The sequence below is a fragment of the Ramlibacter sp. genome (genome assembly GCF_028291745.1).
Taxonomy (GTDB): Bacteria; Pseudomonadota; Gammaproteobacteria; order Burkholderiales; family Burkholderiaceae_C; genus Ramlibacter.
The window spans coordinates 14,778-40,174 of sequence record NZ_JAQGNQ010000068.1 but is presented as its reverse complement, the minus strand read 5'-3'; the positions used below and the strand labels follow the sequence as shown (position 1 = coordinate 40,174).

Genomic DNA, 25,397 nt, shown 5'->3' with positions numbered 1-25,397 from the left:
CCCCGGCAGTAGAATCGCCGCAGCCGACCAGCGACCGCGAGTCGGACGCCCGCAGCCCACGCGCGGCCCTGCGCGTGGTCATGCACGGAACCGCAGGGGGCGTCCGCGCCGCACCTGCCATGCCCGACAAGCACCTGGACATCTACCTTCTGCGCTGCCTTCGCGCCTTCGTCGAGGAGGCGCATGTCACCAAGGCCGCGGAGCGCATGGGTTCCACGCAGCCCGCCATGAGCGCCGTCCTGCGCCGGCTGCGCGGGATCTTCAATGACCCACTGCTGGTGCGCACGGAAAAGGGCATGGTGCCAACCGAGCGCGCGCGGGAACTCGCCGCCACGCTTGGCGCCGCCATCGACACGATCGACCGCGCACTGGTGGCCGATCAGCCGTTCGACCCAGGCACCGCGGAACTCACGTTCGAACTGGCGGCGAGCGAATCCGTCTCCTTCATGCTGCTGCCCTCGCTGATCGAGCGCATGCGCCAGCTGGCACCGCGCGTGCAGTTGCGCGTGCGCATTCCCGAACTCCAGCGGGCACGACAGGCCCTGGAGGAAGGCGAGATCGACCTGCTCCTGAGCTTCACCCGCACCGCGCCGGAAGGCTTGCGCTCCAGTGCGCTGTGGGCGCAGAAGCTGACGGTCATCGCGGCCCGGTCGCATCCTCTGAACGGCGAACTGACGCTTGACGCGTTCCTGCGGTGGCCGCATGCAGGCCACAAGCTGGGGCGCGGCGGCTCCTCGATCGAGGTCGCCGTGGACGCCGCGCTGCAGCAGCTCGGACGCGAACGCAGAATGGGCGTGTGGCTGCCCTCGGCCATTGCGGTGCCGGCGGTCGTGTCGCGCACGGACTTCCTGGCGACCATTCCCGTGGGCATCGCGGATCGCTTCGCCCCCTTGCTGGGGTTGCAGACCTTCCCGCCGCCACTTGCGCTGGCCGAGGTGCGAGTGGGAATGTATTGGCACGACCGCATGCACCAGAACCCGCCGCACAAGTGGCTGCGCCAGGTGGTGCGCGACGTGGCAGGCAAGCTGGCCGCGCAAGCGCCCAGTGCCCGCCCGGACTAGCTCAGATCCATTCCACCTCGGGCTTGTCGCCCGGCTGGATGGATTGCAGCAGGCCTTCCTCTTGGCCCGGGGCCGCCTCAACGCACTCGAAGCGACGAGGCACGTACGGCGGAATGGAGCAGACGTCGTACTTGTTCAACAGCACGGAGTGCTCGGCATGTTGGCCCCAGATCACCATCCACTTGCCTTCGAGGCAGATGAACGTTTCATTGGTGTCGTGGTTGTGCAGCATGGGACCGTTGCCCGGCACCGCCTTGATGTAAGACATCTGGAAGCCTTCCTTGACCGGGATCGCCGACCAGGGATCCGAGGCACCCTCCGCGACCAGACCGGTGCCCACCACGAGGAAGTTCTTGCGTGCATGGCCGGCAAGCTGGCTGTCGTGATAACGGTTGGGGGGGTACTTCAGCTGGTCGAATCGGGCCACGCGCTTGTCCATCTGTTCGGGCGTGCAGTGGACGATGGGCATCCGGTATTGCTTGGTCATTGCGTATCCTGGCTGAGTGAAACGCCGCGATCTTAGGTTCGCGCGCGGGCCAGCGCCATGCATCGCGCGGGATGGGCGCATGCGTAATCGTGATGTGCAGAACATCGCGCCGCGCAGGTGAGCCAGGGGCACGCACGCCCGCGCTGTCGATCGAGCGACGCCGCCGAGAAGACAGAGGGGAGAGGAGCGATTCATCGCACCCGGGAAGCCGCCCGTGTGCGGGACAAAGCCTCCCTTTGGTCCAGGGTGTCAAGCGACATCAGAATTTGACCCCCGCATTGACTCACGGTGATTGCTAGTGGAGGGGCTAAGTACGCCATGAGCCTCATGTCACTCGACGGGCACGGATGGCTCGGCGAGCATCTGACCATGAGGAAGATCAGCATGGGAACTCGCAAAGAGTTGGTCCAGGCGGTTGGCGCGCGCTACCGCGTCAGTCCACAAGGTGATCGCGGCGCGATCCTGGACGAGTTCGTCGCGACGACGGGGTATCACCGCAAGAACGCCATCCGGCTGCTGGGAACAGCACCCAAGGACGTGTATCGCCGGGCGTCGTCGCGGCGATACGGCGAGCCGGTCGCCCAGGCGCTTGCCACGCTTTGGGAGGTGTCTGGGCGCGTGTGCTCGAAGCATCTGAAGCCATTCCAACGCGGGTCGGAGCTGGTCGCCTTCCGCCGGCCATACCAACGCACGCCAATCGATCGCGATCTCCACGTCGTTCGCGGTGTTCTTCACCTGCTGCGCCGAGGAAGCACGGCGTGCTTAGGGGTGCAAGCCTTGCCGTGATTGGCGCGGACCTTTGCTCTTCGCCAGCACCCAACTGGAAGAAGTCGAAAAAAGGAGATGTTCATGAAAACCGGACTCAGATTCGTTGGCCTGGCCGTCGCGCGATCGGCCCGAAGCCGTCCTCGGGCGGCCATCCAAGCCTGGTTGCCGATGTGCCGGCTTCCTGCCGCGAGACGCTGTGCGGCCCGCTTGGCGCAATCCGGAGCATCCCCAATGCGCCCGAATCTCCGCTGCTTCAGACTGTCGGCTGTTGATCGTCCGATCAACTGTGCTGATCCACCAGCGCCGCCCCGGTTACCGCCGGTCGCAGTGCCCTTTTCCACGCAGCGGAGAGAACCCGATGCCCGTCTTGACCAAGGATGCCCTGGAGCGACTCACGCGCGCCATTTTCGAAAGGGCGGGCGCGCCCGCCGACCTTGCGGATCGCGTCGCGCAGGTGCTGGTCGAAAACAATCTCGCCGGTCACGATTCGCACGGCGTGCTGCGCATCCCGGAGTACATCCGCAGCATCCACGACGGCGAGATCGTGCCTGCGGCCCGACCGGTCGTGATCTCCGAGACAGACACCACCGCGCTGGTCACCGGAAACTGGGCACTGGGGCAGGTGACTGGCGCGTTCGCTGCCGACCTCGCGATCGCCAAGGCGAAGCAGCACAAGGTGGCGGCGGTGTCCGTCGTTCAGGCCGCCCATACGGGGCGCCTGGCGGCGTTCACGGACCGTGCCGCCCGCCAGGGGGTGGTCATGTTCATGGCCATCGGCACCGTGGACCGGCCGATGACGGCGCCTTATGGCGGCGCGGCCGCCGTGCTCGGCACCAATCCGATCGCATTCTCCATTCCGAATCCCGGCGGTGCGCCGGTCACGCTGGACATCGCCACGTCGGCCATAGCGGCCGGCAAGGTCAAGGTGGCGAAGGCCAGGCACGAATTGCTGCCCCCGGACGTCATCTGCGACCGGGACGGCAAGCCCTCGCGCGATCCCTCGGCATTCCTTGACGGCGGCTTCCTGCTGCCCTTCGGCGGACACAAGGGCTACGCACTGGCGGTGATCGCCGAACTCCTGAGCGGACCTCTGGCGGGCGCCGACGCCTTCCCCGGGGTCACCAAGCGCAGCGGCATCTTCATCTTCGCGGTGGAAGCCACCGTGTTCCGGCCATTCGAGGAGTACGCGAAGGCGATGGCGGCAACGCTGGATCGCATCAAGTCCGTGCCGCCGGCACCGGGCTTCGAGGAGGTGCTGGTGCCCGGGGAGCCGGAGCACCGCGCGCGCCAGCAGCGGCTTGAGGCCGGCATCCGCCTCCCGGCGGATACCTGGGGCGCGCTGTCCGATGTGGCGGGGACCCTGGGCGTCGACATGAAGGGGTTTCCGGTGCTGCCCGACTGAGGAAAGCGTGATGACACGCGCTGGCGACGGGAGCACGAAAGTTTCGACATCGATCACGGAGGCTGGATGTACGCGTTGAACAGGTACTGGAAGGTCGCGGCCTGCGCGCTGCTGCTGGCGACGAGCGCGGTAGGCGCGCAGGACTTTCCCGCGCGGCCGGTGGACCTGACCGTGCCGTTCCCACCCGGCGGAGCAGCCGATGCCCCGGCACGTTTCCTCGGCGAAGGCCTTGGCAAGGTGTGGAAGCAGCCGGTCGTGATCAACAACCGCGCGGGGGCAGGCGGCGGCATCGGCGCGGGGTATGTCAAGCGCGCGGCACCGGACGGCTACACGCTGCTGGTCACCAACCCGGGCCTGCTGTCGCTGCCGGAGTCGGAGCGGATGTTCGACCGCCCCCCGCCGTACGAGCGCTCGGACTTCCAGCCGCTGGCGCTGCTCGTGTCCGATCCGACGGTGCTCGTCGTGAAGGCGGACGCGCCCTGGAAGACATTCCAGGATCTGGTCGCCGATGCGAAGAAGCGGCCGGATGCCATCTCCTATGGCTCGTCGGGCGTGTACGGCGCCTCGCATCTGCCGATCGAGATGGTGGCCCACAGCGCGGGAATCAAGCTGCGCCACATCCCGTACAAGGGTGGTGGTCCGTCCATCATGGCCGTGCTGGCGGGGGAAGTAGCGCTGACGGCCAGCGTGCCGGCGGCCGTGGCGCCGTACATCAAGAGCGGCGCACTCAGGCCTCTGGTGCAAACAGGTGCCAGGCGACACCCATCGCTGCCAGACGTTCCCACATCCGTCGAGCTCGGCTACAACGGGGCCGAGTTCTATCTCTGGATCGGGGTGTTCGCACCGGCGAAGACACCGGAGGCGCTGACCCGCAGGATCCGTGCGGACATCGCGCAGGCGGTGCAGCAAGACCCTGCCTTCGCTCAGCGCATGTCCGGCGCGGGGGCACTGGTGGACTACCGCGACGCGCCCGCGTTCAACGAGTTCCTGGACAAGGACTTCGCACGGATCAAGGCAGCGGTCCAGCGCATCGGCAAGGTGGAGTGAGCGCAGCACTCGAGCGCACCGCTCCAGCGGCCCGGTGCAGGTCGGCAAGCCCGAATGGGCGCGCTGGGGAGGCGCTATAGCTGACGCGAGTTGCGGGCAATCTCGACGAAGGCCCGCAGATAGTCGATGGCGGCATCGCTTTCGCGCATTCCGAGGTGGATCTGCTTGGCGATGCCGCGCGGGCCCAGGCGCACGGGAACGATGTCGAACCTGCCGGCGGACTCTTCCACCAGCCAGCGGGGCAGGGCAGCCACGCCGCGGCCGCTGGCCACCATCTGCAGCATGATGTCGGTCGTCTCGATCGGTTTGTGCCGCTTGGGCGTGATGCCCGCGGGCAGCAGGAACTGGTTGTAGACGTCGAGGCGGTCGGTGGCGACCGGGTAGGTGATGAGCACCTCTCGCTCCAGGTCCTTGGGCTTCACGTAAGCGGCTTTCGCCAGCGCGTGGCCCCGAGCGACGACCAGCACCTGCTCGTAGTCGAACACCGGTTCGAAGCGAAGGCCGGGCTTGAAGAGCGGATCGGGCGTCACCAGCAGGTCGATCTCATAGCCGAAGAGCGCACCGATGCCGCCGAACTGGAATTTCTGCTTCACGTCGACGTCGACGCCGGGCCAGGCTGCGAGGTAGGGCGACACGATCTTCAACAGCCACTGGTAGCAGGGGTGGCACTCCATACCGATGCGCAGAGACCCGCACTCGCCCTGCGCAAACTGGCGCAGCCGCTCTTCTGCCAATTCCAGCTGCGGCAACACGCGATGCGCCACCCCCAGCAGGTATTGGCCAGCCTGCGTCAAGCGCAGGCTGCGGCCTTCGCGCAGCCAGACGTTCGTGCCGAGCTGCTGCTCGAGCTTCTTCATGCTGTGGCTCAGGGCCGACTGCGTCACGCAGAGTACGTCGGCGGCAGCAGTGAGGGAACCCTGCTTCTCCACTTCCCGCAGCACGGCAAGGTGGATGCGCTCCAGCATAGTCGATAAATTCCGCTCATGGATACGTGAGGAAAAACCATTTTACTTCATGCGTTTGTGTTCCTACGATCCGCCTCCATGACGATGATCCACAACCTCGGTTTTCCCCGCATCGGCGCCCGTCGCGAGCTGAAGTTCGCACTGGAGTCCTACTGGAAGGGCGAGTCCTCGCGCGACGCGCTGACGGACCTCGGCGCCGAACTTCGCAAGCGCCACTGGGAGCAGCAGGCCGGCCTCGACCTCGTGCCGGTCGGCGATTTCTCGTTGTACGACCAGGTGCTGGACATGAGCTTCATGTTGGGCAACCTGCCCGAGCGCGTGCGCGGCTTCCATGGCGATCCGCTGGACAACTACTTCCGGCTTGCACGCGGCCGCTCTGGGCAAGCCACGCAGGAGCACGCCGCCTGCTGCGGCGGCATCGCGGCCGGCGAGATGACCAAGTGGTTCGATACCAACTACCACTACATCGTCCCCGAGTTCAGCGCGCAAACGCAGTTCCAACTCGATGCCTCGCGGCTGCTGGAGCAGTTGGCCGAAGCGAAGGCCCAAGGCGTGAAAGCCAAACCAGTGATCGTTGGTCCGGTCACCTACCTCGCGATCGGCAAGGCCAGGGACGACTCGGACAAACTGGCATTGCTGCCCCGCCTGCTGCCCGCTTATGCCGAACTGCTGGACACGCTCGCTGCGCAAGGTGTCGAGTGGGTGCAGGTGGACGAGCCGCTGCTCGTCACCGAACTGGCTGCGGACTGGCAGCACGCTTTCAACGATGCCTACCACCAGCTCAAGGGCTGCCGGGTCAAGCTGCTGCTGGCGACCTACTTCGGCCAGCTGCTGGAGAATCAATACCTGGCCGCCAACTTGCCGGTCGCCGGCCTGCACGTGGATGCCATCAATGGGCGCGACGACATCCTGGCCCTGCTGAACCTGCTGCCCGGGCACAAGGTGCTCTCGCTGGGCGTCATCAACGGCCGCAACGTGTGGAAGACGGACCTCGCCGCCGTTCTGGACTGGCTGGAGCCACTGGCACAGCGCCTCGGTGAGCGCCTGTGGATCTCGCCCTCGTGCTCGCTGTTGCACGTGCCGGTGGACCTGGAAAGCGAGCACAAGCTGGATGCCGAGGTCAAGTCGTGGCTCGCGTTCGCGCTGCAGAAGCTCGATGAACTGAAGGTGCTGGGCCGGGCGTTGCGCGAAGGCCGCGACGCGGTCCTGGCGGAACTGGCGGCCAACCAGTCGGCGCTCGCTGCCCGCCGCGCATCGCCGCGCGTGAACAATCCCGCCGTGCAGGCAGCGGTTGCCAAGATCAGCGCACGGCTCGGCCGGCGCGAAAGCGCCTACCAGAACCGCGCGACGAAGCAGGCGGCCGTGCTGCAGCTGCCGGCCTACCCCACAACCACCATTGGCTCCTTCCCCCAGACCGGCGAGATCCGCCACGCCCGCAGCGAGTTCAAGGCCGGACGGCTCGACGAAACCGGCTACAAGGCGGCGATGCACGCGGAGATCGCGCGCAGCGTGCGCGAGCAGGAGGCCCTGGGCCTGGACGTCCTGGTGCACGGCGAAGCCGAACGCAACGACATGGTCGAGTACTTCGGCGAGCAGCTGGCAGGCTACGCCTTCAGCCACTTCGGCTGGGTGCAGTCCTACGGCTCGCGCTGCGTGAAGCCGCCCATCCTGTTCGGCGATATCCGGCGGCCGCGGCCGATGACCGTGGAGTGGATCACCTACGCACAGTCGCTCACGAAGAAGCCGATGAAGGGCATGCTGACCGGACCGGTCACCATTCTGAACTGGTCCTTCGTGCGGGATGACCAGCCACGCTCGGCGTCGTGCAAGCAGCTGGCTCTGGCGATCCGGCAGGAGGTCCTGGACCTGGAGCAGGCGGGCGTGCGCGTGATTCAGATCGACGAGGCGGCACTGCGCGAAGGCTTGCCGCTGCGCAAGTCGCAGTGGAAGGACTACCTGGATTGGGCGGTGGAGTCCTTCCGCATCACCGCCAACGGGGTGCGCGACGAGACGCAGATCCACACGCACATGTGCTACTCGGAATTCAACGACATCATTGCGTCGATTGCCGAGATGGATGCTGACGTGATCACCATCGAGACATCGCGCTCGAACATGGAGTTGCTCGACGCGTTCGACAACTTCAAGTACCCGAATGAGATTGGCCCCGGGGTCTACGACATTCACTCGCCGAACATCCCGACGCAGAAGCACATCATCGAGCTGATGCAAAAGGCCGCCGAGCGCATCCCCGCGGAGCGGCTCTGGGTGAACCCGGACTGTGGCTTGAAGACACGCCAGTGGGGAGAGGTGCTGCCCGCGCTGTCGAACATGGTGTTGGCCGCCAAGGCCCTGCGGGCAGGGGCCTGACGGTCAAGCAGGCTCGCCGCACGACCTCGCCCAGACCCCCTGGGCGATCAGGTCGTGGCTGTGGCGCGGATGGCCTTGGCTTCGGAGGCCATTCATTGACCGCGTTCTTGATCTCTCCTCAGGCCAGCCTGGTGAAGCCCTTGGTGAAGAAGTCGTCGCTGCCGAAGTTGCCGGTGAAGGCCGGGGAAAAGGCTCATACGCACCGGCACACGCCCAACGCGATGCGCATCGTGCTCGAGGCCGCGCAGGAGACCTACACCGTCGTCGACGGCGTCAAGATTCCCATGCTGCCGGGGGACGTGCTGCTCACGCCCAACTGGTGCTGGTACGGCCACTCCAACGAGAGCACGCAGGACGCCTACTGGATCGACTTCCTCGACGCGCCGCTGACGGCGATGATCGGGCCGATGTTCTTCCAGCAGCATCCGCAGAAGGACGAGACGGCCACGCACGTCGAAGCTCGGTCGCCCATGCGCATTGCGTTCAGCGACTATGCGCATCGGCTGCTGGACGCGCCGGAGTGCGCACCCGGCGTGCGGACCCTGGTGCTCGGGCCGGCCACGCTGGTGAGCTTCGACCGCGTGGCCGTGCGACTGGCGCGCGATGCGGCCTGGACGCGCGACCGCAGCACCGCCAACGAGGTGTTCACGGTGGTGCAGGGCAGCGGCCGCTCGCGCAGCGGCGAGCGCGAGTTCACCTGGAGCCGCGGCGACATGATCGCCGCCCCGGCCTGGCAGGACCAGCAGCATGTCGCCGACGAGGACAGCATCCTGCTGCGGGTCTCGGACGAACCGCTGATGCGCATGCTCGGCTGGTACCACACCGGCGCCGAGATGGCTGCCGCGAAGGCGCAGGCCTGATAGAGCATCACCTCGAGATCGCCACTGCGGAAGGAGTGATGAACTCCCTTCGCACGCGCAGCGGCGCACGGGACCTCACTCGACGGAGATGCCCTTCTCCTTGATCAGGGCGCCCCAGAATCCCAGATCCGAGCTGATCTTGCCTGCCAGCTGCTCGGGCGAGCTTGGCGTCACGTCCGTGCCCTGGCGGGACAGGGCGTCCCTCACGGCGGGCGTGGCCAGCACCGCCACGAGTTCCTTGTTGATCCTGGCGATGATCTCTGGCGGCGTGCCCGCCGGCGCCAGCAGGCCGGTCCACAGCGCGTCGTCGAAATCCTTCACCCCCGCCTCGTGCAAGGTCGGCACGTTCGCGAGAGCGGGCGATCGCCTGGCCGTGCTCACCGCGAGGATTTTCAGGCGCTTGTCGTTGGCGAACGGCAGCACGCTAGGCAACAGCGGCATCGCGACCTGCAGGTTTCCATTCAGCACGTCGGGAAGCACGAGGGCACTGCCCTTGTAGGGCACGTGCGTCATCTTGACTCCGGTGGCGGAGGCGAACAGTTCCATCGCCAGGTGCGTCGTGGTTCCCGTGCCCGCGGATCCGAAGTTCAGCTTGCCGGGATTCGCCCTGGCGTACTTGACCAGGTCGTCGACGGAATTGGCCGGCAGGTCCTTGCTCACGATCAGGGCCATGGGCACCCGCCCGATCAGGCCGATCGGTACGAAGGCCTTGCGCGGATCGTAGGGCGTGCGGCTGTTGAGGAGCGGGTACTCCACGAGCTCGGAGGTAGATCCGAGCAGCAAGGTGTAGCCGTTCGGCTCGGAGCGGGCCACTTCCCCGGCGCCCAGGCTGCCGCCGGCACCGGTGCGATTCTCGACCACCACGGCTTGGCCGAGGCGCCCTCCCAGCTCCTGCGCGACGATGCGCGCGACCACGTCCGAGCCGCCCCCGGCCGCGAAAGGAACCACGATCCGCACCGGCCGGCTGGGATAGCCCTGGCTCCAGGCAGCGGAGCCGTACACGAGTGCGGCGGCACCAAGCATCAAACGGGAAAGGACACGGCGGCGGCCGCTTGCGAGCGCAGGACTGGCATGCATGGGAGCTCCTGGAAGATGAGGGAAAGCGGGTTCACGGTGCATACACCACCAGATCGAGTTGCACGGTGCATCCCGGCACCAGCAACTCACCGGGGACCTCGATGGCGGAAATCGGCAGCGGCAGCCCCGGCAGGCGTTGCTGCCACTGCCGGCAGGCCGGATAGAAGTCGGCCAGGCTGGTGTGCGCCTGCTGGATGCGCAGCACGTTCTCCAGCCGGGTGCCCGCCGACTTGCACGCTGCATCCGCAACGGACGCAGGTACTCCATCTCGCCCTCGATGGAGCGTCCGAAATGGGGCTCGCAGGGATCGACGCGGGCGGCCGGCACCAGGCCATCGGCGTCTGCCGCCAGCAGTCCGGAGAAGAACAGCAGATCCCCGGCGCGCATCGCGATGGGGTAGCCATCGCAGACGCTGGCCGCCGCAGCGGGAACATCGATCCGCTCGGCCTGCAGTTCGTCGGTGGCCGCGACCAGGTTGATCTCGATGCGTGCATCCGCGATCGCGAAACCGGGCTGCGTCGTCGTCGTGATGGTGGTCGCGGGAATCTTCGCGCCGAAGGTGCGCGCCCAGACCTGGTTGAAGGCCGGCGCATCGCCCAGGTCGGACAGGAACACGTCCGCCTTCACCACGCGGTCCAACGAAGAGCCTGCGCTCTCCAGCGCGACCTTCAGCTTCCTGCGGATCAGATACTCCGTCTCGAGCTGGATGCGGTTGCCCTTCCAGAGGTGGCCCTCGGGCACCTTGGCCTCGGGCGCGATGCCGCCAAGATCGCCTTCCTTCCACGCCGCCATCAGGCCGGCGACGAACACGAGGCCGGCTGTGCGGACGACGGGAACGAAGGACGAGGTCGCGGGCAGATCCAGGCCCTCGGGAAAGATCGGCACGATTGCCGGCCCGTCCGCTGCCGCGGCGACCAGGTTCATCGAAACCGAGGCGCGGGGCAGCAGCAGCCCGGCCTCCAGCACCGACGTGCTCGGCGGGACATGTCTTCCGCATGCGTTGCGCCGGGTCTCGTGGAAGAAGGCGACGGCACGCCAATCCGTGAAGAATTGGTCGGCACGCACGATGCGCGAGAGCTCGCTGCCCCCGGCATGCAGGACCTCCCCTGCGCGCGCCCACAAGGAGCGAAACTGCGTGGTCCACTGCGGCTCGCCGGACAAGGGCCGCGCCGGCGAGCCGAATGCCGATGGCAGCAGTCCGGAGGCGAACACCCAGTTGCCGCCGCGCATGCCGCCGGCCAGCGGCAACTTGCCCGCACCGGCCTCGAACGGCAACAGGGGGCGAACCAGAGAAGCGCCGGACGCTTGGGTCATGAGGATCGAAGTTGTTGGCTGGCGGACTCTTGGCCGCCGGAGGGCGCAAGCTCACGCACCGCCCCGAAGAGCGAGCGGATCACCCGCTCCTCGAGGCGCCGCGTGATGAAGACCAGGCGGGTGGCGTGATCGTCGCTCGGCCAGCGATCGAGCGGCACGGCCGGATGGAAGATGTGCTGCACGCACTGCACGACCACCGGCTGGCCGTCGACGTTGACGATGCCCTTGGCGCGCAGGAGGTCGGCGCCGCGCACCGAGGTGAGCAGGTCCATGGCGGCAGCGAACGCGTCCCAGGTGAATGCTTCCTCGATGCGCAGCGAGAAGGTCCTGATGTCCGCAAGGTGCGGCGACGCGCCGCCGGGGAAGGGCCGCAGCCGGTGGTCCGGGGCTTCGTTGAGAAAGCGCAGCGTGTGCTCGCCCGCCCGCGCGCTGGCCAGCCCGATGCCGACCAGAAGCGCCGGATCGAGCTGGCCGTGCAGCACCGTGTGGATGCTCGCCGTGCGGTTGAGGGATTCGATGTCGGCTCGCACACCGGCCAGTTGCTGCGGTGTCGCCAGGTCCGACTTGCTCACCAGCACGCGGTCGGCCAGGGCCACCTGCTTGCGGGCTTCGGGCTGGTCGCGCAGCAGCCCCTGGCCGTGCACCGCATCCACCAGCGTCACGACCCCGTCCACCCGGTAGTGCGCGGCAAGCATCGTGTCGCTCACCAGGGTTTGCACGACCGGCGCCGGGTCGGCCAGGCCGGTGGTCTCGACGATCACGCGGTCGAAGTCCGGAACCTGGCCGGCGCGGCGCTGGCCGAACAACTCGCGCAAGGTCTCCTGCAGGTCGGTGCGCACCGTGCAGCAGATGCAGCCGTTGACCAGCACCGAGATGTTCTCGGACGAGACGGCGACCAGCTCATGGTCGATGCCGACCTCGCCGATCTCGTTGATCACCACGGCGGCGCGGTTCATCTCCGGCTGGCGCAGCACGTGCGACAGCAAGGTCGTCTTTCCGCTGCCCAGGAAGCCCGTGACCAGCGTGACCGGGATGCGGCCGGCCGGCCCGTCCCGGTGCTGCGCAAGCGCAAGCGGCTGCATCAGATGTCCATCTCGAGGATGTAGAGGCCGCCGCAGAAGCGGTCGACCGTGTACACGATGCGCCGCTCGTCCACGTAGACGTCATTGAGCTGGATCGCACCGGCCGGCGACAGGGGCGGTGCACCGGGCACGTAATACGCGATCTCCTGCACCTGGTAGGGATTGCTGGTGTCGTAGACGCGCACGCCGGCATTGAAGAAGGTGCCGACGATGATCGTGTCCGAACGGAACGAGGCAGGGCCCGGCAGGTTCTCGTGCAGGTTGTGCGCGCCGAAGCGGCCGCCGCGTTTGGCAAAGGCCTCGAACGGGGGCGCCGGGAAGGTGCCGATCGGCACGGGATTGGCCTCGCTGCGGGCATCGAGCACCCACACCAGCTTGGGCCAGTCCGCGCCGTTGTCCTGCACGCACTCGTCGCTCACGATCCACAGCTTGCGCTCGAACAGCGGCAGCACCGTGTGCGTGAAGCCGTTGAAGGGCGGCGAATGGTTCCAGCTGGAGACCACGCGCGGACGCGCCATGTCGCTGATGTCGAGCACCACCGCGCCGCCGTCGATGTAGCCCACATAGGCGCGGTCGGGACGCTCGGGAAAGACATTGGTGTTGTGCACGCGAAAGCCCGTATCGAACTGGGCGGGTAGGCGGGGCGGCGGCGGCGCCTCGTCGCCCACGCGCGTGCCCGGCAGCCACCAGCGGCCCGCCTCGACCGGCCGCGTGGGGTCGCGCACGTCGATGATGCGGTAGAACTGGTCATCCAGCGGGTTGTGCGGCTGGAAATCCGGCGCGCCGGAGGCCAGGTGCACGTACTGCCCGTCGACGAACCACAGGGCATGCACGCCGCGCGAGTGGGGACCCGAGCAGTCGAAGTGCGACAGCAGCCGCGGCGACTCGGGCGTGCTGATGTCGAACAGGTCGAACCCGGCCGGCGTGAGCCCCGGCACCTGGCACTGGTAGGCCACCGCCATCAGGTCACCCGACACGTCGAGCGAATTCGAGCGCACACGCATGTGCGGCAGGTCGGTCTGCACGATGACCCGCGGCGCGCGCGGATCCGTGACGTCGACGCCGGTGAAGTTCTTCGGCGCGGCCTCGTGCGCGAGCCAGAGGATGCGGCGGCCATCGCGGCACTGCTGCATGGCGATGCCCTCGCCGAGGCCGCCGAACCCCTGCAGCTCGTGCTGCGCGAGCAGCTTCATGTTCAGGGCCAGCGTCTTGTCGGCCCGCCCGGCCTGGCCGGGGCTTGCATACGTCTTCATGGTTGTTCCTTGGTGGCCGATCCGGTCGGTCACTGGTGAAGCAGGTGGGTGAGTTCGCGCGCGGCGCTGCGCAGCAGGGGCAGAATGGCCGCGATGCGCTGGTCCGTCATGCGTCCCTGGGTCGCCGCCACGGTGACGGCGGCGATCGGATTCCCGGCGGCATTGAAGATCGGCAGGCCGATGGCGCGCACGCCCGGCACGGCGTGATTGCCCGTCACGGCGTAGCCCGAAAGCTTGGCCAGGCCGCACAGCTCCAGCACGTCGTCGGCCTCCAGGTCGCCGTACGCGCCGAGGCGCGGCGCCACCGCCTTGATGACGGCCGCGATCTCCTCTTCGGCCAGCGCGGCAAGCAGCGCCAGGCCGCCCGCGCTCACGCCCAGGGGCTGGCGGCTACCCACGGGCACCGAGGGCGTCTGGATCGGGTAGCCCCCCTGCACGCGCAGGATGCAGACGGCGTCGAGACCGCTGCGCAGGAAGAGAAAGGTGGTGTCGCCGGTCGCCTCCGCCAGTTGCGCGACCACCGGCTCGCACACGTCCTTGAGGTTGAACTGGTGGGTGGCCGAGATCCCGAGCTCGAACAGCAAGGGGCCGAGGCTGTAGCGGCGGGTGCGCGCATGCTGCTCCAGCATGCCTTCGCAGGCGAGGGCCTTGAGCAGGCGATGCGCCGTGGGCCGCTCCAGCCCCATCTCGCGCGCCACGTCGACCAGCCGCAAGCCGCCGGGCGCGTGCGCGGCGATCACCTGCAGGACGCGGATGGCCCGGCTGATGGTCTGCGTGCCCGGGACATCCGTGGACGCGGGCCGCTGGAGGCTGTGCATCGGTCGGCCGTCCGTGGTCAGTCCAGCACGACGCCCGCGGACTGCACCGCCTTGGCCATGGAAGCGGCCTCGGATTGCATCCGGCTGGCGAATTCGGCGGGCGTGCTGGTCATCGCATCGGCACCCGCATCGAGCAGGACCTTCTTCATCTCGGGCGAGGCGACGGCCTTCTTCACTTCGGCGCCGATGCGTTCGACGACCGCTGCGGGCAAGCCCTTGGGGCCGAGGATGCCGCTATAGAGCAGGAGGTCCATCGGAATGCCCGCTTCGCGCAGCGTGGGCACGCCGGGTGCGGTGGGGACACGCTTCGCCGACGTCACGGCGAGGCCATGGAGCCTGCCAGCCTTCATCTGGGCGATTGCGGGCGGCATGCTGGAAAAGCTGAAGGCCACCTCGCCGCCGATGAGCGCCTGCGTCGACGGCGCCCCGCCCTTGTAAGGGACGTGCAGCGCGTCGATGCCGGCCAACTGCTTGAACGACTCCGCGGCCAGGTGGGTGATGGCGCCGTTGCCGGAAGATGCATAGGGCAGCGGCTGAGGCGCGGCCTTGGCCTTCGCGATGAGCGTCTTCACGTCGGTGGCGTTGGAGGCGATGCTCGATACCAGCATCAGCGGCGTGGTCGCCACCAGGCTGATCATCGTGAAGTCGTTCCACGGCTGGAAATTCAGCCTCTTGTACGCCGCCGCGCTGATGGCGTGGCTGGTCATGTCCTGGAAGTACAGCGTGTAGCCGTCCGCCGGCGCGTGGGCGACGAACGTCGATGCGACGGTGGTGGCTGCGCCCGGCCGGTTGTCCACGATGACGGTCTGGCCCATCTGCACGGTCAGCCGCGCCGCCAGCGCGCGCGCCAGCACGTCGGAAATGCCGCCGGGCGTGAAGCCGACCACCAGGGTAATGGGCCGGGAGGGATAGGGCGCGTTCTGGGCCGAGGCGAGGGGCGCGATCAGCGAGGCGCCGACGACGGCGGCCGCCAGCTTCAACAGGAAAGTCGTCATGGGTGCGGATGCGGATGGGTGCGTGAGGGAGGAACAGCGTGGAGAGGCCTGGACACCGCGGTGATGTGCAGGTTCCGGACCAGCTTAGGAGTCTGGTCTTCCGGGTGTCAACACATCTCCGCGTTGTTCCAGTATTTGGAACTCCTGCGCCCCATGTCCGCGCGTTTTCACCAAGATGGGGCCGCGCTGGCCGCTTTGGGGCATGGGCCGGCCAGGCGCCGACGCACGGACGCGTGTCCAACATGTGGAATCCGATGGCATTCCATTGCGTGTGCGGAGACGCGCCATTAGCATCCCGGCGCAGCGGGTCACCCGTCCCGCATTCCCGAGGCCCACCTCCGCATGGCACGTCCGCTCCTTCCCCGGCACACCCGCTACGACTACCACCCGCTGCCCGGCCGCCGGGATTACAGCTGGCCCGGCGGCAAGCGCCTGGCCTTCGTGATCACCACCAATGTCGAATGCTTCGCCTTTGGCGCCGGCAACGGCCACGACCCGGCGAAGAGCGGCGAGCCGCAGACGCACCGCAACTATGCCTGGCGCGACTACGGCAACCGGATCGGCATCTGGCGCTTGTTCGACCTGTTCGACCAGCTTGGCCTGCCCGCCGCCCACAACGTGAACAGCCTGGTCTACGACCATGCGCCGCAGGTCATGGACGCGATCCGCCGCCGCGGCGACGAGATCGTGGGCCACGGCCGCACCAACGCCGAGAACCACCGGGGCCTGTGGGAGGCGGACGAGGAACGCATCCTCCAGGAGGTGGTCGCCACTTTCGTGCGGCACGAGGGCCGTGCGCCCAGCGGCTGGATGGGGTCCGGCGCCTACGAAACGCCCTGGACGCCCGACCTGCTGAAGGAAGCGGGCTTCAAGTACCTGATGGACTGGCCGATGGACGACCAGCCGGTCTGGATGCGCACGCGCAGCGGCCCGATCCTGTCGGTGCCCTATCCCATCGAGCTCAACGACTCGCAGGTGATCACCCATCGCAAGCAGGACGCCTCCGAGTTCTGCGACATGATCGTGCAGCAGTTCGACGAAATGGCCGAACAGTGCGAGCGCCATCCGCTGGTGATGAACGTCTCGGTGCACCCCAACATCTTCGGCCAGCCCTTCCGGCTGCGCCTGCTGCGGCAGGCACTGCGCCACTGCCTGGAGAGCCCGTCCCGCGACCGGCTCTGGCTGGCGCGCCCCGGCGAGATCGCCGACTTCTGCTACAGCCTGCCGCCGGGCGTGATTGCCGGCAGCGAAATTTTCAAGGAGACCCCATGACTTCGTCCCTCGGAGCGAGCGTGCGTGCACGCGCGCCCTACCAGTCCATCGTCAACCGCCCCGTGCTGCGCCTGCCCGGCGATGCGCGCGTGGTGGTCTGGAACATCGTCAACGTGGAGGTCTGGGATCCCGCCGGCGCCATGCCGCGGGCGGTGCTCTCGCCGCCCATGGGTGCACCGCTGCTGCCGGACATCCCGAACTGGGCCTGGCACGAGTACGGCATGCGCGTGGGCTTCTGGCGCATCCTCGAGGCCATCCAGAGTCGCGGCATGCCGGCGACCTTCGCCCTCAACGGCCAGACCTGCGAGGTCTACGAAGAGGTGTGCCGCGCAGCGCTGGAGGCCGGCTGGGAGTTCATGGGGCATGGCCACGTGCAGCGTCCCATGCACAAGGTGGAAGACCAGAAGGCCGCCATCATGCAGACCATCGAGGCCATCCGCCGGTTCACGGGCAAGGCGCCGCGCGGCTGGGAAAGCCCGGGCCTGACGGAGACCGACGACACGCTGGACCACCTGGCCGAATGCGGCATCGAGTACGTGGCCGACTGGGTTCTGGACGACCAGCCGGTGGCGCTGCGCTCGCCCAAGGGCAGGATCACGTCGATCCCGTACACCGTCGACACCAACGACGTGGTGGTCTCCGCGGTGCAGCAGCACCCTTCCGACGAAATGCTCAAGCGCGGCAAGGCGCACTTCGACCGGCTGTACCGCGACGGAGCGAAGCAGCCGCGCGTGATGGCGCTCTCGGTGCACCCCTACCTCAGTGGCGTGCCGCACCGCATCGGCTACGTCGAGGAGCTCTACGACTACATCCTCGGCCACGACGGTGTGGTGGTGTGGAGCGGCGAGCAGATCCTCGACTGGTTCCTTGCGCAAAACGGGGGGCAGCCGGGCACGCACGGCAAGGCATGAGCGGCGCGCAGCAGTTCCCCCGCGTCCTGGTTGTGTCGCTCGGCGGCACGATCGCCATGACTTCCAGCGGCCTGGGCGGCATCCGCCCGACGCTGACGGGCGAGCAGTTGCTGGCGGCGGAACCGCGGCTGGCGCGCGTGGCCGAACTGGAGGCCGTCACGCCCATGAACCTGCCCGGCGCGTCGCTCTCGCTGCAGCAGCTGTGCGGCGTCGCGTCGCTGCTGCGCGGCCGGCTCACCGGCACTCCGGATGCGCCTGTGGGGGCGGTGGTGGTGCAGGGCACCGACACCATCGAGGAGACGGCCTTCGTGCTGGACTTGCTGGCCACCCAGGGCGGCGCCCCCGTGGTGGTGACCGGCGCCATGCGCGGCCCGCAGGCGCCCGGTGCGGATGGCCCGGCCAACCTGCTGGCGGCGGTCACCGTGGCCGCCGACGCGCGCCTGCGCGGCCTCGGTGCCGTCGTGGTGCTGAACGACGAGATCCACGCGGCGAGATGGGTGCAGAAGTCCCACACTTCCCTCACGAGCGCCTTCGACTCGCCGGGGGTGGGCCGCATCGGCCTGGTGGCCGAAGGTCGCGTGCATCTGCTTGCCAGGCCCGAACGCGTGCCGGCGCTGCCCACGCCGCACGCGCCGTCCTTGTGCGGCGAGGAGCCACTCGCCGCCATCGCGCAAGTGTCGCTGGGCCTCGGCGAAGACGGCCGGGTGCTGGATGTGCTCGCAGGGCTCGGCTACGCCGGTGCGGTGATCGAGGGCCTCGGCGCGGGCCACGTACCGGCCTCCTGCGTCGACCGCTTGCAGGCCCTCGCCGGGCAAATGCCCGTGGTCCTGTGTACGCGCGTTCGCGCGGGGCCCGTGTTCACCGGGACCTATGGATTCCCGGGCTCGGAAATGGACTTGCTGGCGCGCGGGCTGCTCGCGGCGGCACACCTCACGCCCGCCAAGGCACGGCTGCTTCTTGCCCTGCTGGTGAGCGCCGGCGCCGGCCGCCCGGCGGTGGTCGAGGCGTTCGCCGGGCTGGGGTGAGGCATTCACCGCGCCACATCTCGCTCTGGCCGAAAGCGCAACGATGTTCGACGGCGAACGCCACGCCCGCCGGAGCCGGTCCGCCGGTGCGACGTGTCATTGGCCGGGCGGGCTGCAGGGCTCGCTTTTTTTCCACCACAATCCGGTGCGATGAGCAGCCAGGACAAGATGCTTTCCCTGCTCGACGCCTTCAGCGTCGACGCGCCGCTGTGGTCCGCCGAGGAACTCGCTGCGCGCTCCGAGTTGCCGCCGTCCACCTGCTACCGCTACCTCAAGTCGCTGCACCAGGCCGGCTTGCTGGCGCGCGTCGGCAGCGGCTCCTATGTGGTCGGCCCCCGGGCGCTGGCGCTGGATCGCATCTCGCGCTCGTCCGACCCGGTGTACAGCGTCGGCAGCCCGCTCGTCGCAGCCTTGTCAAAGCGCACCGGTTTCAGTGCGCTGCTGTCGGTCCTTTATAGCGACTCGGTCATGTGCGTCCAGCAGGTCGCCACCGAGGACGCCCCACCGGGCCTGTTCGGGCGCGGGCAGCAGCGGCCGCTCGTGGCCGGCGCGACGGCCAACATCATCCTGGCGCACCTGCCGCCGCACCAGTTGCGCAGTGTCTTCAGCAAGCAGCAGGAAAGCATCAGCGCTGCGGGCTTGGGGCGCGACTGGGAGACGCTGAAGGCCAAGCTGGCGCGCATCCGCCAGCAGGGCTACGCTTTTTCGGCCGGCGAATTCCGCGCCGGCATCGCCGGGCTGGCAGCGCCCTTGTTCAACAAGGACGGCGAGGTACTGGGCAGCGTGGCGCTCGCCACCTCCACCCGCTCGCCTCGCCTGGCCGAATTCAAGGGGCTGGCGCCGCGACTGCTCGAGGCCGCGGCGGCCATCTCCCGAGGCATCGCCGAAAGCGCGAACGTGGTGGACCTGCCGGCTCGCGCGCTGGGATAGTCAGCCATGGGTGCTTTGGGGAGGAAAAAGATCTCCTACAATGTGAGAATCTTTTGGAACTCCGGCGGCCAGGCCGCGCACCCATGAACCCCTCCCTCGACGACATCCTTCGCAACCCGGTGAAGGAGAAGCTGGCCCGCGACGAAGTCGTGGCTTCCATGATGGTGCGCCTGGTGAGTGGCGTGGAGATCGCCCGCATCGCCAAATCCGCCGGCTTCGATACCTTCTACATCGACATGGAGCACTGCAGCTTCTCGCTGGAGACCACCAGCCAGATCTGCATGGCCGCCCTCGAGATCGGGATTCCGGCCTTCGTGCGCGTGCCGGCCAACAGCCCCGAATACATCTCCCGGGTGCTCGATGGCGGGGCCGTCGGCGTCATCGCGCCGCATGTGCGCAGCGCCGAACAGGCGCGCGAGGTGGTGCGCTACGCGCGCTTCGCGCCGCAGGGCGACCGCTCCGCGAACGGCGGGCTGCCGCACCTGCAGTACCGCAGTTTCCCGACCACCGAAGCCAACCTGGCGCTGAACCGGCAGACCATGGTCATCGTGATGATGGAGGCGGTCGCCGCGCTGGCGCAGGTCGAGGAAATTGCCGCCGTCGATGGCGTGGACATGATGCTGGTCGGCACCAACGACCTGACCGCCGAATGGGGCATCCCCGGCCAGTACGACGACCCGCGCGTCACCGCCGCCTATGAGCGCACGATCGCCGCCTGCCGCAAGCATGGCAAGCACGTGGGCATCGGCGGCCTGGCCTCGCGCCCCGATCTGGTGGAAAAGTTCGTGCGCATGGGCGCGCGCTTCGTCTCCACCGGCACCGACCTTTCCTTCCTGATGGCCGCCTGCACCGCCAAGGCCAAGGCTGTCGCTTCGCTCACCCGCTAAAAACTCGAATCCAGGAGACAGCATGCAGTTCACGCGCCGTACCTTCGCCACCGCCCTCGCCGCGGCCACTCTCGTCGCCGGCGCCGGCAGCGCGCTCGCACAGGGCAGCTACCCCGACAAGCCGGTCAGGATCGTGGTGGCCTTCACGCCCGGCGGGCCCACCGACGTGGTGGCGCGCCTGATCGCCCAGAAGCTCACCACCAAGTGGGGCCAGCAGGTGATCGTCGACAACAGGCCGGGCGCCGCCGGCGTGATCGGCTCCGAGGCCGTGGCCAGATCCCCGGCCGACGGGTACACGCTGCTGATGGCCACGGCGGGCAATCTGACCGTGAACCAGCACCTGTACAAGAACATGAAGTTCGACCCGGTCAAGGACTTCACGCCGATCGCCCAGACCGCCGGCGTCGACTTTGTTCTGGTGACGCAACCGAACGCGCCCTTCCACGACGTGAAGGAACTGGTGGCTGCTGCGAAGACGAAGCCGGGCACCGTGACGAGCGCCACCTCCGGCAACGGCGGCGCCCCGCACCTGGCCGCCGCCCTGTTCGAGAACGAAGCCGGCGTCGACCTGAACCTGGTGCCGTACAAGGGCACCGCCGATGCCGTGAATGCGGTGCTGGGTGGCCAGACGCAGCTGGATTTCGACGCGGCCTCGCAAGTCGTGCCGCAGATCAAGGCGGGCAAGCTCAAGCCGCTGGCGGTGCTTGGCGCCAAGCGCTCGCCGCTGCTGCCGGGCGTACCCACGATGGCGGAGGCTGGCCTGCCGAAGTACAACTTCAGCAACTGGTTTGGCCTGGTCGGCCCTGCGCATATGCCCCGGGAGGTCGTCGAGAAGCTGCAGAAGGACCTCACCGAGGTCCTGAAGGACCCCGAACTGCACGCCCGCTACCAGATGCTGGGGCTGCAGGCTCCCACGGCGACCTCGGCGGCGCAGTTCGCAAACCTGATCCAGGCCGACTCGGCCAAGTGGGCCAGCACCATCCAGCTGGCGCACATCGCCGCCGAGTGAGGACCGACATGGGCATGACGATCACGGAAAAGATCCTGGCCCGGGCGGCCGGGCTGGATGCTGTGCAACCGGGCCAGTTCCTGGACTGCAAGGTGGACCAGGTCGCCAGCATGGACCTGCAGGGCAAGCTGGTCTTCAACACGCTCGGCGCCATCGGCTCCGAGCAGCTGTTCGACCGAGAGCGCGTGGCCTTCACGCTGGACCACCAAAGCCCGGCCCAGACCGTGGCTATCGCCGACGTGCACGCGGCCATTCGCCAGGCGGCGAAGAAGTTCGAGGTGAAGAACCTGTTCGACGTCGGCAGCGGGATCATGCACGTGGTGATGCCCGAGCAGGGCCTCGTGCTGCCCGGTGAACTGGTGGTCATGAACGAATCGCATACGCCCACCGGCGGGGCGATGGGCGCGGTGGTCATCGGCGTCGGCCAGACGGATGCTGCCGTGGCTGCGGCACTGGGCGAGATCTGGCTGGTGGTGCCGGCCACGATCCGCATCAACCTGCACGGCAAACTGGCTGCGGGTGTCACCACCAAGGACGTGGCGCTGCACCTGATGAAGACGCTCGGCTACGAGCGCCGGGCCATCTACAAGACCATCGAGATCGGCGGCACGGGCGTGGCAGCGCTGTCCATGGACGCGCGCTTCACGATCACGAACTACTGCTCGGACATGGGTGCCAAGTCGGCCATCTTCGAGCCCGACGCGGTGACACTGGAGTACGCCGCAGGCCGCGCGCAGCGGGACTTCACGCCCGTCTTCAGCGATCCGGACTGCAGCTACGAGGACGTGATCGAGGTCGATCTCGGCGCGCTCGAACCGCTGCTGGCGTGCCCGCACGCGCTGGACAACATCCACAGCGTCGCGTCGCAGGCCGGCAAGCGGATCAACGAGGCCTTCATCGGCACCTGCACGAACGGCCGCTTCGAGGACCTCGCCGCCGCTGCGACGATCATGGAGGGCCGCAAGGTTGCGGACGGTGTGCGCTTCGTGGTCGTGCCCGCTTCGCGCGAGGTGTACCAGCGGGCGCTGAAGGCCGGCCACATCGCCACCTTGTCGGAAGCCGGCGCGCTGGTGTTCCCGCCAGGCTGCGGTCCCTGCATGGGCGAACACAGCGGTGTGCTGGGCGCGGGCGAAGTCGCCATCAGCTCGGGCAACCGCAACATGAAGGGCCGCATGGGCAGCCCCGATTCCTTCGTCTACCTCGGCTCGCCGCACACGGTGGCGGCCTCCGCGGTGCGGGGTGTGATCACCGATCCCCGCACGCTCGAACCCGTGAGCAAGGAGCTGGCCCATGTCTAAGCAGATCCGCGCCAATGCGTACCGCGTCGGCGATGACGTGAAGGCGTTGGACATCATGCCCACGCGCTTCAAGAGCTCCACCGGGTTGTCGGACGCTGAACTGGCGAAGGCCGCGTTCGCGGACCTTGATCCTTCCTTCTCGGCCAAGGCGCTCGCGGGCGATTTCGGCATCGTCGTCGCGGGCATGAACTTCGGCGGCGGCGGCAAGACCGTCGAAGGCCCGGTATTCGCCTTGCGTGGTGCCGGCGTGCGCCTGGTGATCGCGGAGTCGTTCGCGCGCTTCTTCCTGCGCAACGCCATCAACAACGCCTTCCCGGTGCTGGTCTGCCCGGGCATCACGCAAGCGGTGCAGACGGGGCAGGCGCTCGATGTGGACCTGGTGACTGCGCGCATCAGCAACCTCGCGAGTGGCCAGGTGCTGACCGCAACTCCCTTGTCGGCAACCGCCCTGCAGATCCTGGACGCGGGTGGCCTGGTGCCTTACGCCAGGGAGAAACTGGCGCAGAGGGCGAGGGTACGAGCGAGCGCCTGAACCTTGGGGCCGGCCACGCCGCCGGGAGCTCCCGCGAATGCACGGGAGTGAATCGCCCCGGGATTCTTGTAGCCGATGGGTTCGAGCAGGCGACCGTGGTTAAACCAGGACACCCGTTCGAGCGTGGCCAGCTCCACCCACCTGCGTTCTTCTCTCATCGCGGTGGATGCGTAAAGCCCCTCACGAGAAGGGGCACGCTGTGTGCCCCTTGTTGATGGTGGATCAGTCCGCGTCAGTGTTCGTAGATGACCACGTCATTGGCGACCCAGTGGCCTGTCACCCAGGTAGAGGCGCCGTTGTTGATCTCGTAGTGGCCCCGCTCCCATTGATAGCCTTCCCGCGGCGCCGGGATCACTTCCTCCACCGTAGCGGGCGGACCGCCCAGCACCACCGTCGGGGTGCTCGGGACAACCGCCACTGCGGGCGGATTGTGCGCTTGTGCCGCCGCGCCGCCGATCGCCGCGCCGCTAAGGGCGGCGATGCCGGCCACCACGGCCGGGACGAAGGCATGGGCGCCGCTCATCGCGAAGAGCCCACCCGCGGTCGCGAGTGCTGCAATCACCTTGTTGTGCTTCATGTCAATCTCTCCTGGTAAAGACATGGGAACAGCATGCGGTCGCGCAGGGCGGCGGTGCATCGGCCAATCACGATGAGCAGGGTCGGAACCTTCGGGCCAGCAGTGTGCGTACCCAGACGGCGATCTCTCGAGCTGAGCCTCGGCAGAAGCGCCACTTTGGAGCTTGCTCAAGCTGCTCGAGTCTCTCCGGCTGACGGGCTTCGTCCAAAGGGGCTGCATGGCACTCTCCACAAGAAGCAGGGAGGGGGGGCACTGTGCGGACGGGGGATTACCTGGCGGTTTCACGCGCCCATCAGCGATGACATTCGCAATGCCGGCGCACACGGGAACCGGCAGCGCACGTCAGGGGCCGCGAAGCCCCTCCTGCGTCGCGTCGAGTCGTGCACGACGCGCCGGCTGCTACTGCGCAGCGATCCCCGGCATGGTCGCCGCGGACTGCGCCGGCTGCAGCGTCCCGTTCAGCAACGCCGCCTGCGCCGCCTCTCGCGCGGCCTCTTGCGCTTGCAGCTTGGCCAAGATGGGCGCATCCGCCGCCCGCTGCGCCGCGTACATCGCCGGCTCCTCCTGGGCCAAGGTCATTCCGGCCTCGCCAGGAGCGAGGATGTCGCCGTCCCGGACCGCGATGTCGCGTTCTTCCCTCGCCTCGGCGCGGGTCTTGCCGACCACGATGGGCTTGGCCGGGTATTCGGCGGGATACTCCTGCGCCAAGGTCTCGCCGGCGTCGCCGGGAGCGAGGATGTCGCCGTTGCGGATGGCGGTCATGGTTTCGGCCTTGACCTGCGCGCGCGTCTTGCCGGGTGGCGGCGCGGGCTGGGCCGGGTAGGCGGCCGGATCTTCCTGCCGATAGGTCAGGCCCGCGTCGCCGGGAGCCATGATGTCGCCGTTCCTGATGGCCTGCATCGTTTGGGCCTCCACCTGGGCCCGCGTCAGCCCCTGCGCGGACACTACGCCCGCGACCGCGGCCAGCAGGACGGCCGCCGCCAGCTTGTGCTGGTAGTTCATCTCGGTTCCTTTCAACTTCACCATTGCATCCGGTTCAGCGCAGGCCCGAGGAGCCAGGCTCTGCGACCGGATGCTGTGAGGATAGGAAGGCATCGGCGACGGCAAGCTTTCGCGCGGATTACATCGGCGTCACGCACCGGCGGCGATCGCTTCGTTTGCAGCGGCCGCTTCAGGGACCGCTCTGGAGCGCGCGGATCGCATCGGCCATCTCCCGGGACAGGCGCGAGAGCGCGCGGCTGTGCGCGGACGCGAGCGCTGCGAAATCGCTTCCCCCTGCCGGCTGCCCGGGCGCGTCGGGCGCGACCAGCGTGGTCGATGCGCCGTCGAGCAGTCGCTGCGCCGAGGCCGACGCTGGGTGCCGCGCATCCTCACCCGGCGCAGCAGCGCACGGATGCGGGCCAGCATCCAGCGCGGCGAAAACGGCTTCGTCAGGTAGTCGTCGGCGCCGTTGCCAG

23 protein-coding genes and 1 pseudogene are annotated in these 25,397 nt (G+C 68.0%); 14 read left to right on the top strand and 10 right to left on the bottom strand.

What is annotated here, in order from left to right; translation table 11 throughout:
- The first annotated feature begins 119 nt into the window (after nt 1-119).
- On the top strand, nt 120-1,061 hold the full coding sequence (locus tag JWP60_RS12535; protein ID WP_299791453.1) for a LysR family transcriptional regulator: 942 nt from the start codon (nt 120-122) through the stop codon (nt 1,059-1,061).
- Nucleotide 1,062: 1 nt separating this feature from the next.
- Here JWP60_RS12535 and JWP60_RS12530 read toward each other — a convergent pair whose 3' ends face one another.
- Nucleotides 1,063-1,548 (bottom strand): hypothetical protein, encoded by a 486-nt coding sequence (locus JWP60_RS12530; RefSeq protein ID WP_299791450.1) that lies wholly within the window; start codon nt 1,546-1,548, stop codon nt 1,063-1,065.
- A gap of 318 nt (nt 1,549-1,866) precedes the next feature.
- On the opposite strand from JWP60_RS12530, the gene JWP60_RS12525 reads away from it, so the two are divergent.
- The 3 genes from JWP60_RS12525 to JWP60_RS12515 all read left to right on the top strand — a co-directional run bounded on the left by JWP60_RS12525 (nt 1,867) and on the right by JWP60_RS12515 (nt 4,765).
- A complete protein-coding gene (locus tag JWP60_RS12525) occupies nt 1,867-2,334 on the top strand; it encodes a hypothetical protein (protein WP_299791447.1) in 468 nt (155 codons plus the stop codon).
- Nucleotides 2,335-2,674: 340 nt separating this feature from the next.
- Nucleotides 2,675-3,718 carry an Ldh family oxidoreductase gene (locus JWP60_RS12520; protein ID WP_299791444.1) on the top strand — a complete coding sequence of 348 codons (1,044 nt, stop codon included), beginning with the start codon at nt 2,675-2,677 and terminating at the stop codon, nt 3,716-3,718.
- A 159-nt stretch (nt 3,719-3,877) separates the two neighbouring features.
- Complete coding sequence (locus tag JWP60_RS12515; RefSeq protein ID WP_299791441.1) at nt 3,878-4,765, top strand: tripartite tricarboxylate transporter substrate binding protein; 888 nt, start codon at nt 3,878-3,880, stop codon at nt 4,763-4,765.
- A gap of 74 nt (nt 4,766-4,839) precedes the next feature.
- Here JWP60_RS12515 and JWP60_RS12510 read toward each other — a convergent pair whose 3' ends face one another.
- Nucleotides 4,840-5,730, bottom strand: coding sequence for a LysR family transcriptional regulator (locus tag JWP60_RS12510; RefSeq protein WP_299791438.1), 891 nt, complete (start codon nt 5,728-5,730; stop codon nt 4,840-4,842).
- 78 nt (nt 5,731-5,808) lie between these two features.
- Here JWP60_RS12510 and metE point away from each other — a divergent pair, with 78 nt between their 5' ends.
- Nucleotides 5,809-8,100, top strand: a complete 2,292-nt coding sequence (metE, locus tag JWP60_RS12505) for a 5-methyltetrahydropteroyltriglutamate--homocysteine S-methyltransferase (protein WP_299791435.1) — start codon at nt 5,809-5,811, stop codon at nt 8,098-8,100.
- A gap of 107 nt (nt 8,101-8,207) precedes the next feature.
- Nucleotides 8,208-8,960: a cupin domain-containing protein gene (locus tag JWP60_RS12500; RefSeq protein ID WP_299791432.1), complete on the top strand. Its 753-nt coding sequence runs from the start codon at nt 8,208-8,210 to the stop codon at nt 8,958-8,960.
- A gap of 75 nt (nt 8,961-9,035) precedes the next feature.
- On the opposite strand, the gene JWP60_RS12495 is transcribed toward JWP60_RS12500, so the two are convergent.
- From JWP60_RS12495 to JWP60_RS12475, 5 genes are read right to left on the bottom strand one after another with little or no spacing between them, the layout of a single operon-like run.
- On the bottom strand, nt 9,036-11,351 hold the full coding sequence (locus JWP60_RS12495) for a tripartite tricarboxylate transporter substrate-binding protein (RefSeq protein WP_299791429.1): 2,316 nt from the start codon (nt 11,349-11,351) through the stop codon (nt 9,036-9,038).
- Nucleotides 11,348-12,433, bottom strand: a complete 1,086-nt coding sequence (locus JWP60_RS12490; protein ID WP_299791426.1) for a GTP-binding protein — start codon at nt 12,431-12,433, stop codon at nt 11,348-11,350. Before JWP60_RS12490 ends, JWP60_RS12495 begins: the two co-directional genes overlap by 4 nt.
- Nucleotides 12,433-13,686: a hypothetical protein gene (locus JWP60_RS12485; protein WP_299791424.1), complete on the bottom strand. Its 1,254-nt coding sequence runs from the start codon at nt 13,684-13,686 to the stop codon at nt 12,433-12,435. The genes JWP60_RS12490 and JWP60_RS12485 overlap by 1 nt, the downstream gene beginning before the upstream one ends.
- Before the next feature lie 29 nt (nt 13,687-13,715).
- Nucleotides 13,716-14,504, bottom strand: coding sequence for an IclR family transcriptional regulator (locus JWP60_RS12480; RefSeq protein WP_299791421.1), 789 nt, complete (start codon nt 14,502-14,504; stop codon nt 13,716-13,718).
- Between the two features lie 17 nt (nt 14,505-14,521).
- On the bottom strand, nt 14,522-15,499 hold the full coding sequence (locus JWP60_RS12475; protein ID WP_299791418.1) for a tripartite tricarboxylate transporter substrate-binding protein: 978 nt from the start codon (nt 15,497-15,499) through the stop codon (nt 14,522-14,524).
- 342 nt (nt 15,500-15,841) lie between these two features.
- Here JWP60_RS12475 and JWP60_RS12470 point away from each other — a divergent pair, with 342 nt between their 5' ends.
- The 8 genes from JWP60_RS12470 to JWP60_RS12435 all read left to right on the top strand — a co-directional run bounded on the left by JWP60_RS12470 (nt 15,842) and on the right by JWP60_RS12435 (nt 23,363).
- Nucleotides 15,842-16,771, top strand: coding sequence for a polysaccharide deacetylase (locus JWP60_RS12470; protein ID WP_299791415.1), 930 nt, complete (start codon nt 15,842-15,844; stop codon nt 16,769-16,771).
- A complete protein-coding gene (locus tag JWP60_RS12465) occupies nt 16,768-17,682 on the top strand; it encodes a polysaccharide deacetylase family protein (RefSeq protein ID WP_299791413.1) in 915 nt (304 codons plus the stop codon). Before JWP60_RS12470 ends, JWP60_RS12465 begins: the two co-directional genes overlap by 4 nt.
- Nucleotides 17,679-18,707, top strand: coding sequence for an asparaginase (locus tag JWP60_RS12460; RefSeq protein WP_299791410.1), 1,029 nt, complete (start codon nt 17,679-17,681; stop codon nt 18,705-18,707). The genes JWP60_RS12465 and JWP60_RS12460 overlap by 4 nt, the downstream gene beginning before the upstream one ends.
- A 150-nt stretch (nt 18,708-18,857) precedes the next feature.
- A complete protein-coding gene (locus JWP60_RS12455; RefSeq protein ID WP_299791407.1) occupies nt 18,858-19,637 on the top strand; it encodes an IclR family transcriptional regulator in 780 nt (259 codons plus the stop codon).
- An 83-nt stretch (nt 19,638-19,720) separates the two neighbouring features.
- The gene (locus JWP60_RS12450) at nt 19,721-20,524 is read left to right on the top strand and encodes an aldolase/citrate lyase family protein (RefSeq protein ID WP_299791404.1); all 804 of its coding nucleotides are present in this window, start codon (nt 19,721-19,723) and stop codon (nt 20,522-20,524) included.
- 22 nt (nt 20,525-20,546) lie between these two features.
- Nucleotides 20,547-21,533: a tripartite tricarboxylate transporter substrate binding protein gene (locus JWP60_RS12445; RefSeq protein WP_299791401.1), complete on the top strand. Its 987-nt coding sequence runs from the start codon at nt 20,547-20,549 to the stop codon at nt 21,531-21,533.
- A gap of 14 nt (nt 21,534-21,547) precedes the next feature.
- Nucleotides 21,548-22,831: a 3-isopropylmalate dehydratase large subunit gene (locus JWP60_RS12440; RefSeq protein WP_299791398.1), complete on the top strand. Its 1,284-nt coding sequence runs from the start codon at nt 21,548-21,550 to the stop codon at nt 22,829-22,831.
- Complete coding sequence (locus JWP60_RS12435) at nt 22,824-23,363, top strand: 3-isopropylmalate dehydratase (RefSeq protein WP_299791395.1); 540 nt, start codon at nt 22,824-22,826, stop codon at nt 23,361-23,363. The genes JWP60_RS12440 and JWP60_RS12435 overlap by 8 nt, the downstream gene beginning before the upstream one ends.
- A gap of 232 nt (nt 23,364-23,595) precedes the next feature.
- Here the strand turns inward: JWP60_RS12435 and JWP60_RS12430 are convergent, their stop codons facing one another.
- The 3 genes and pseudogenes from JWP60_RS12430 to JWP60_RS12420 form a co-directional block, all read right to left on the bottom strand.
- Complete coding sequence (locus JWP60_RS12430) at nt 23,596-23,940, bottom strand: hypothetical protein (protein WP_299791392.1); 345 nt, start codon at nt 23,938-23,940, stop codon at nt 23,596-23,598.
- 399 nt (nt 23,941-24,339) lie between these two features.
- Nucleotides 24,340-24,942: a DUF4148 domain-containing protein gene (locus JWP60_RS12425; protein WP_299791389.1), complete on the bottom strand. Its 603-nt coding sequence runs from the start codon at nt 24,940-24,942 to the stop codon at nt 24,340-24,342.
- 372 nt (nt 24,943-25,314) lie between these two features.
- Nucleotides 25,315-25,392: pseudogene (locus tag JWP60_RS12420) on the bottom strand (DNA-binding response regulator); the annotation flags it as partial.
- Nucleotides 25,393-25,397 lie beyond the last annotated feature (5 nt).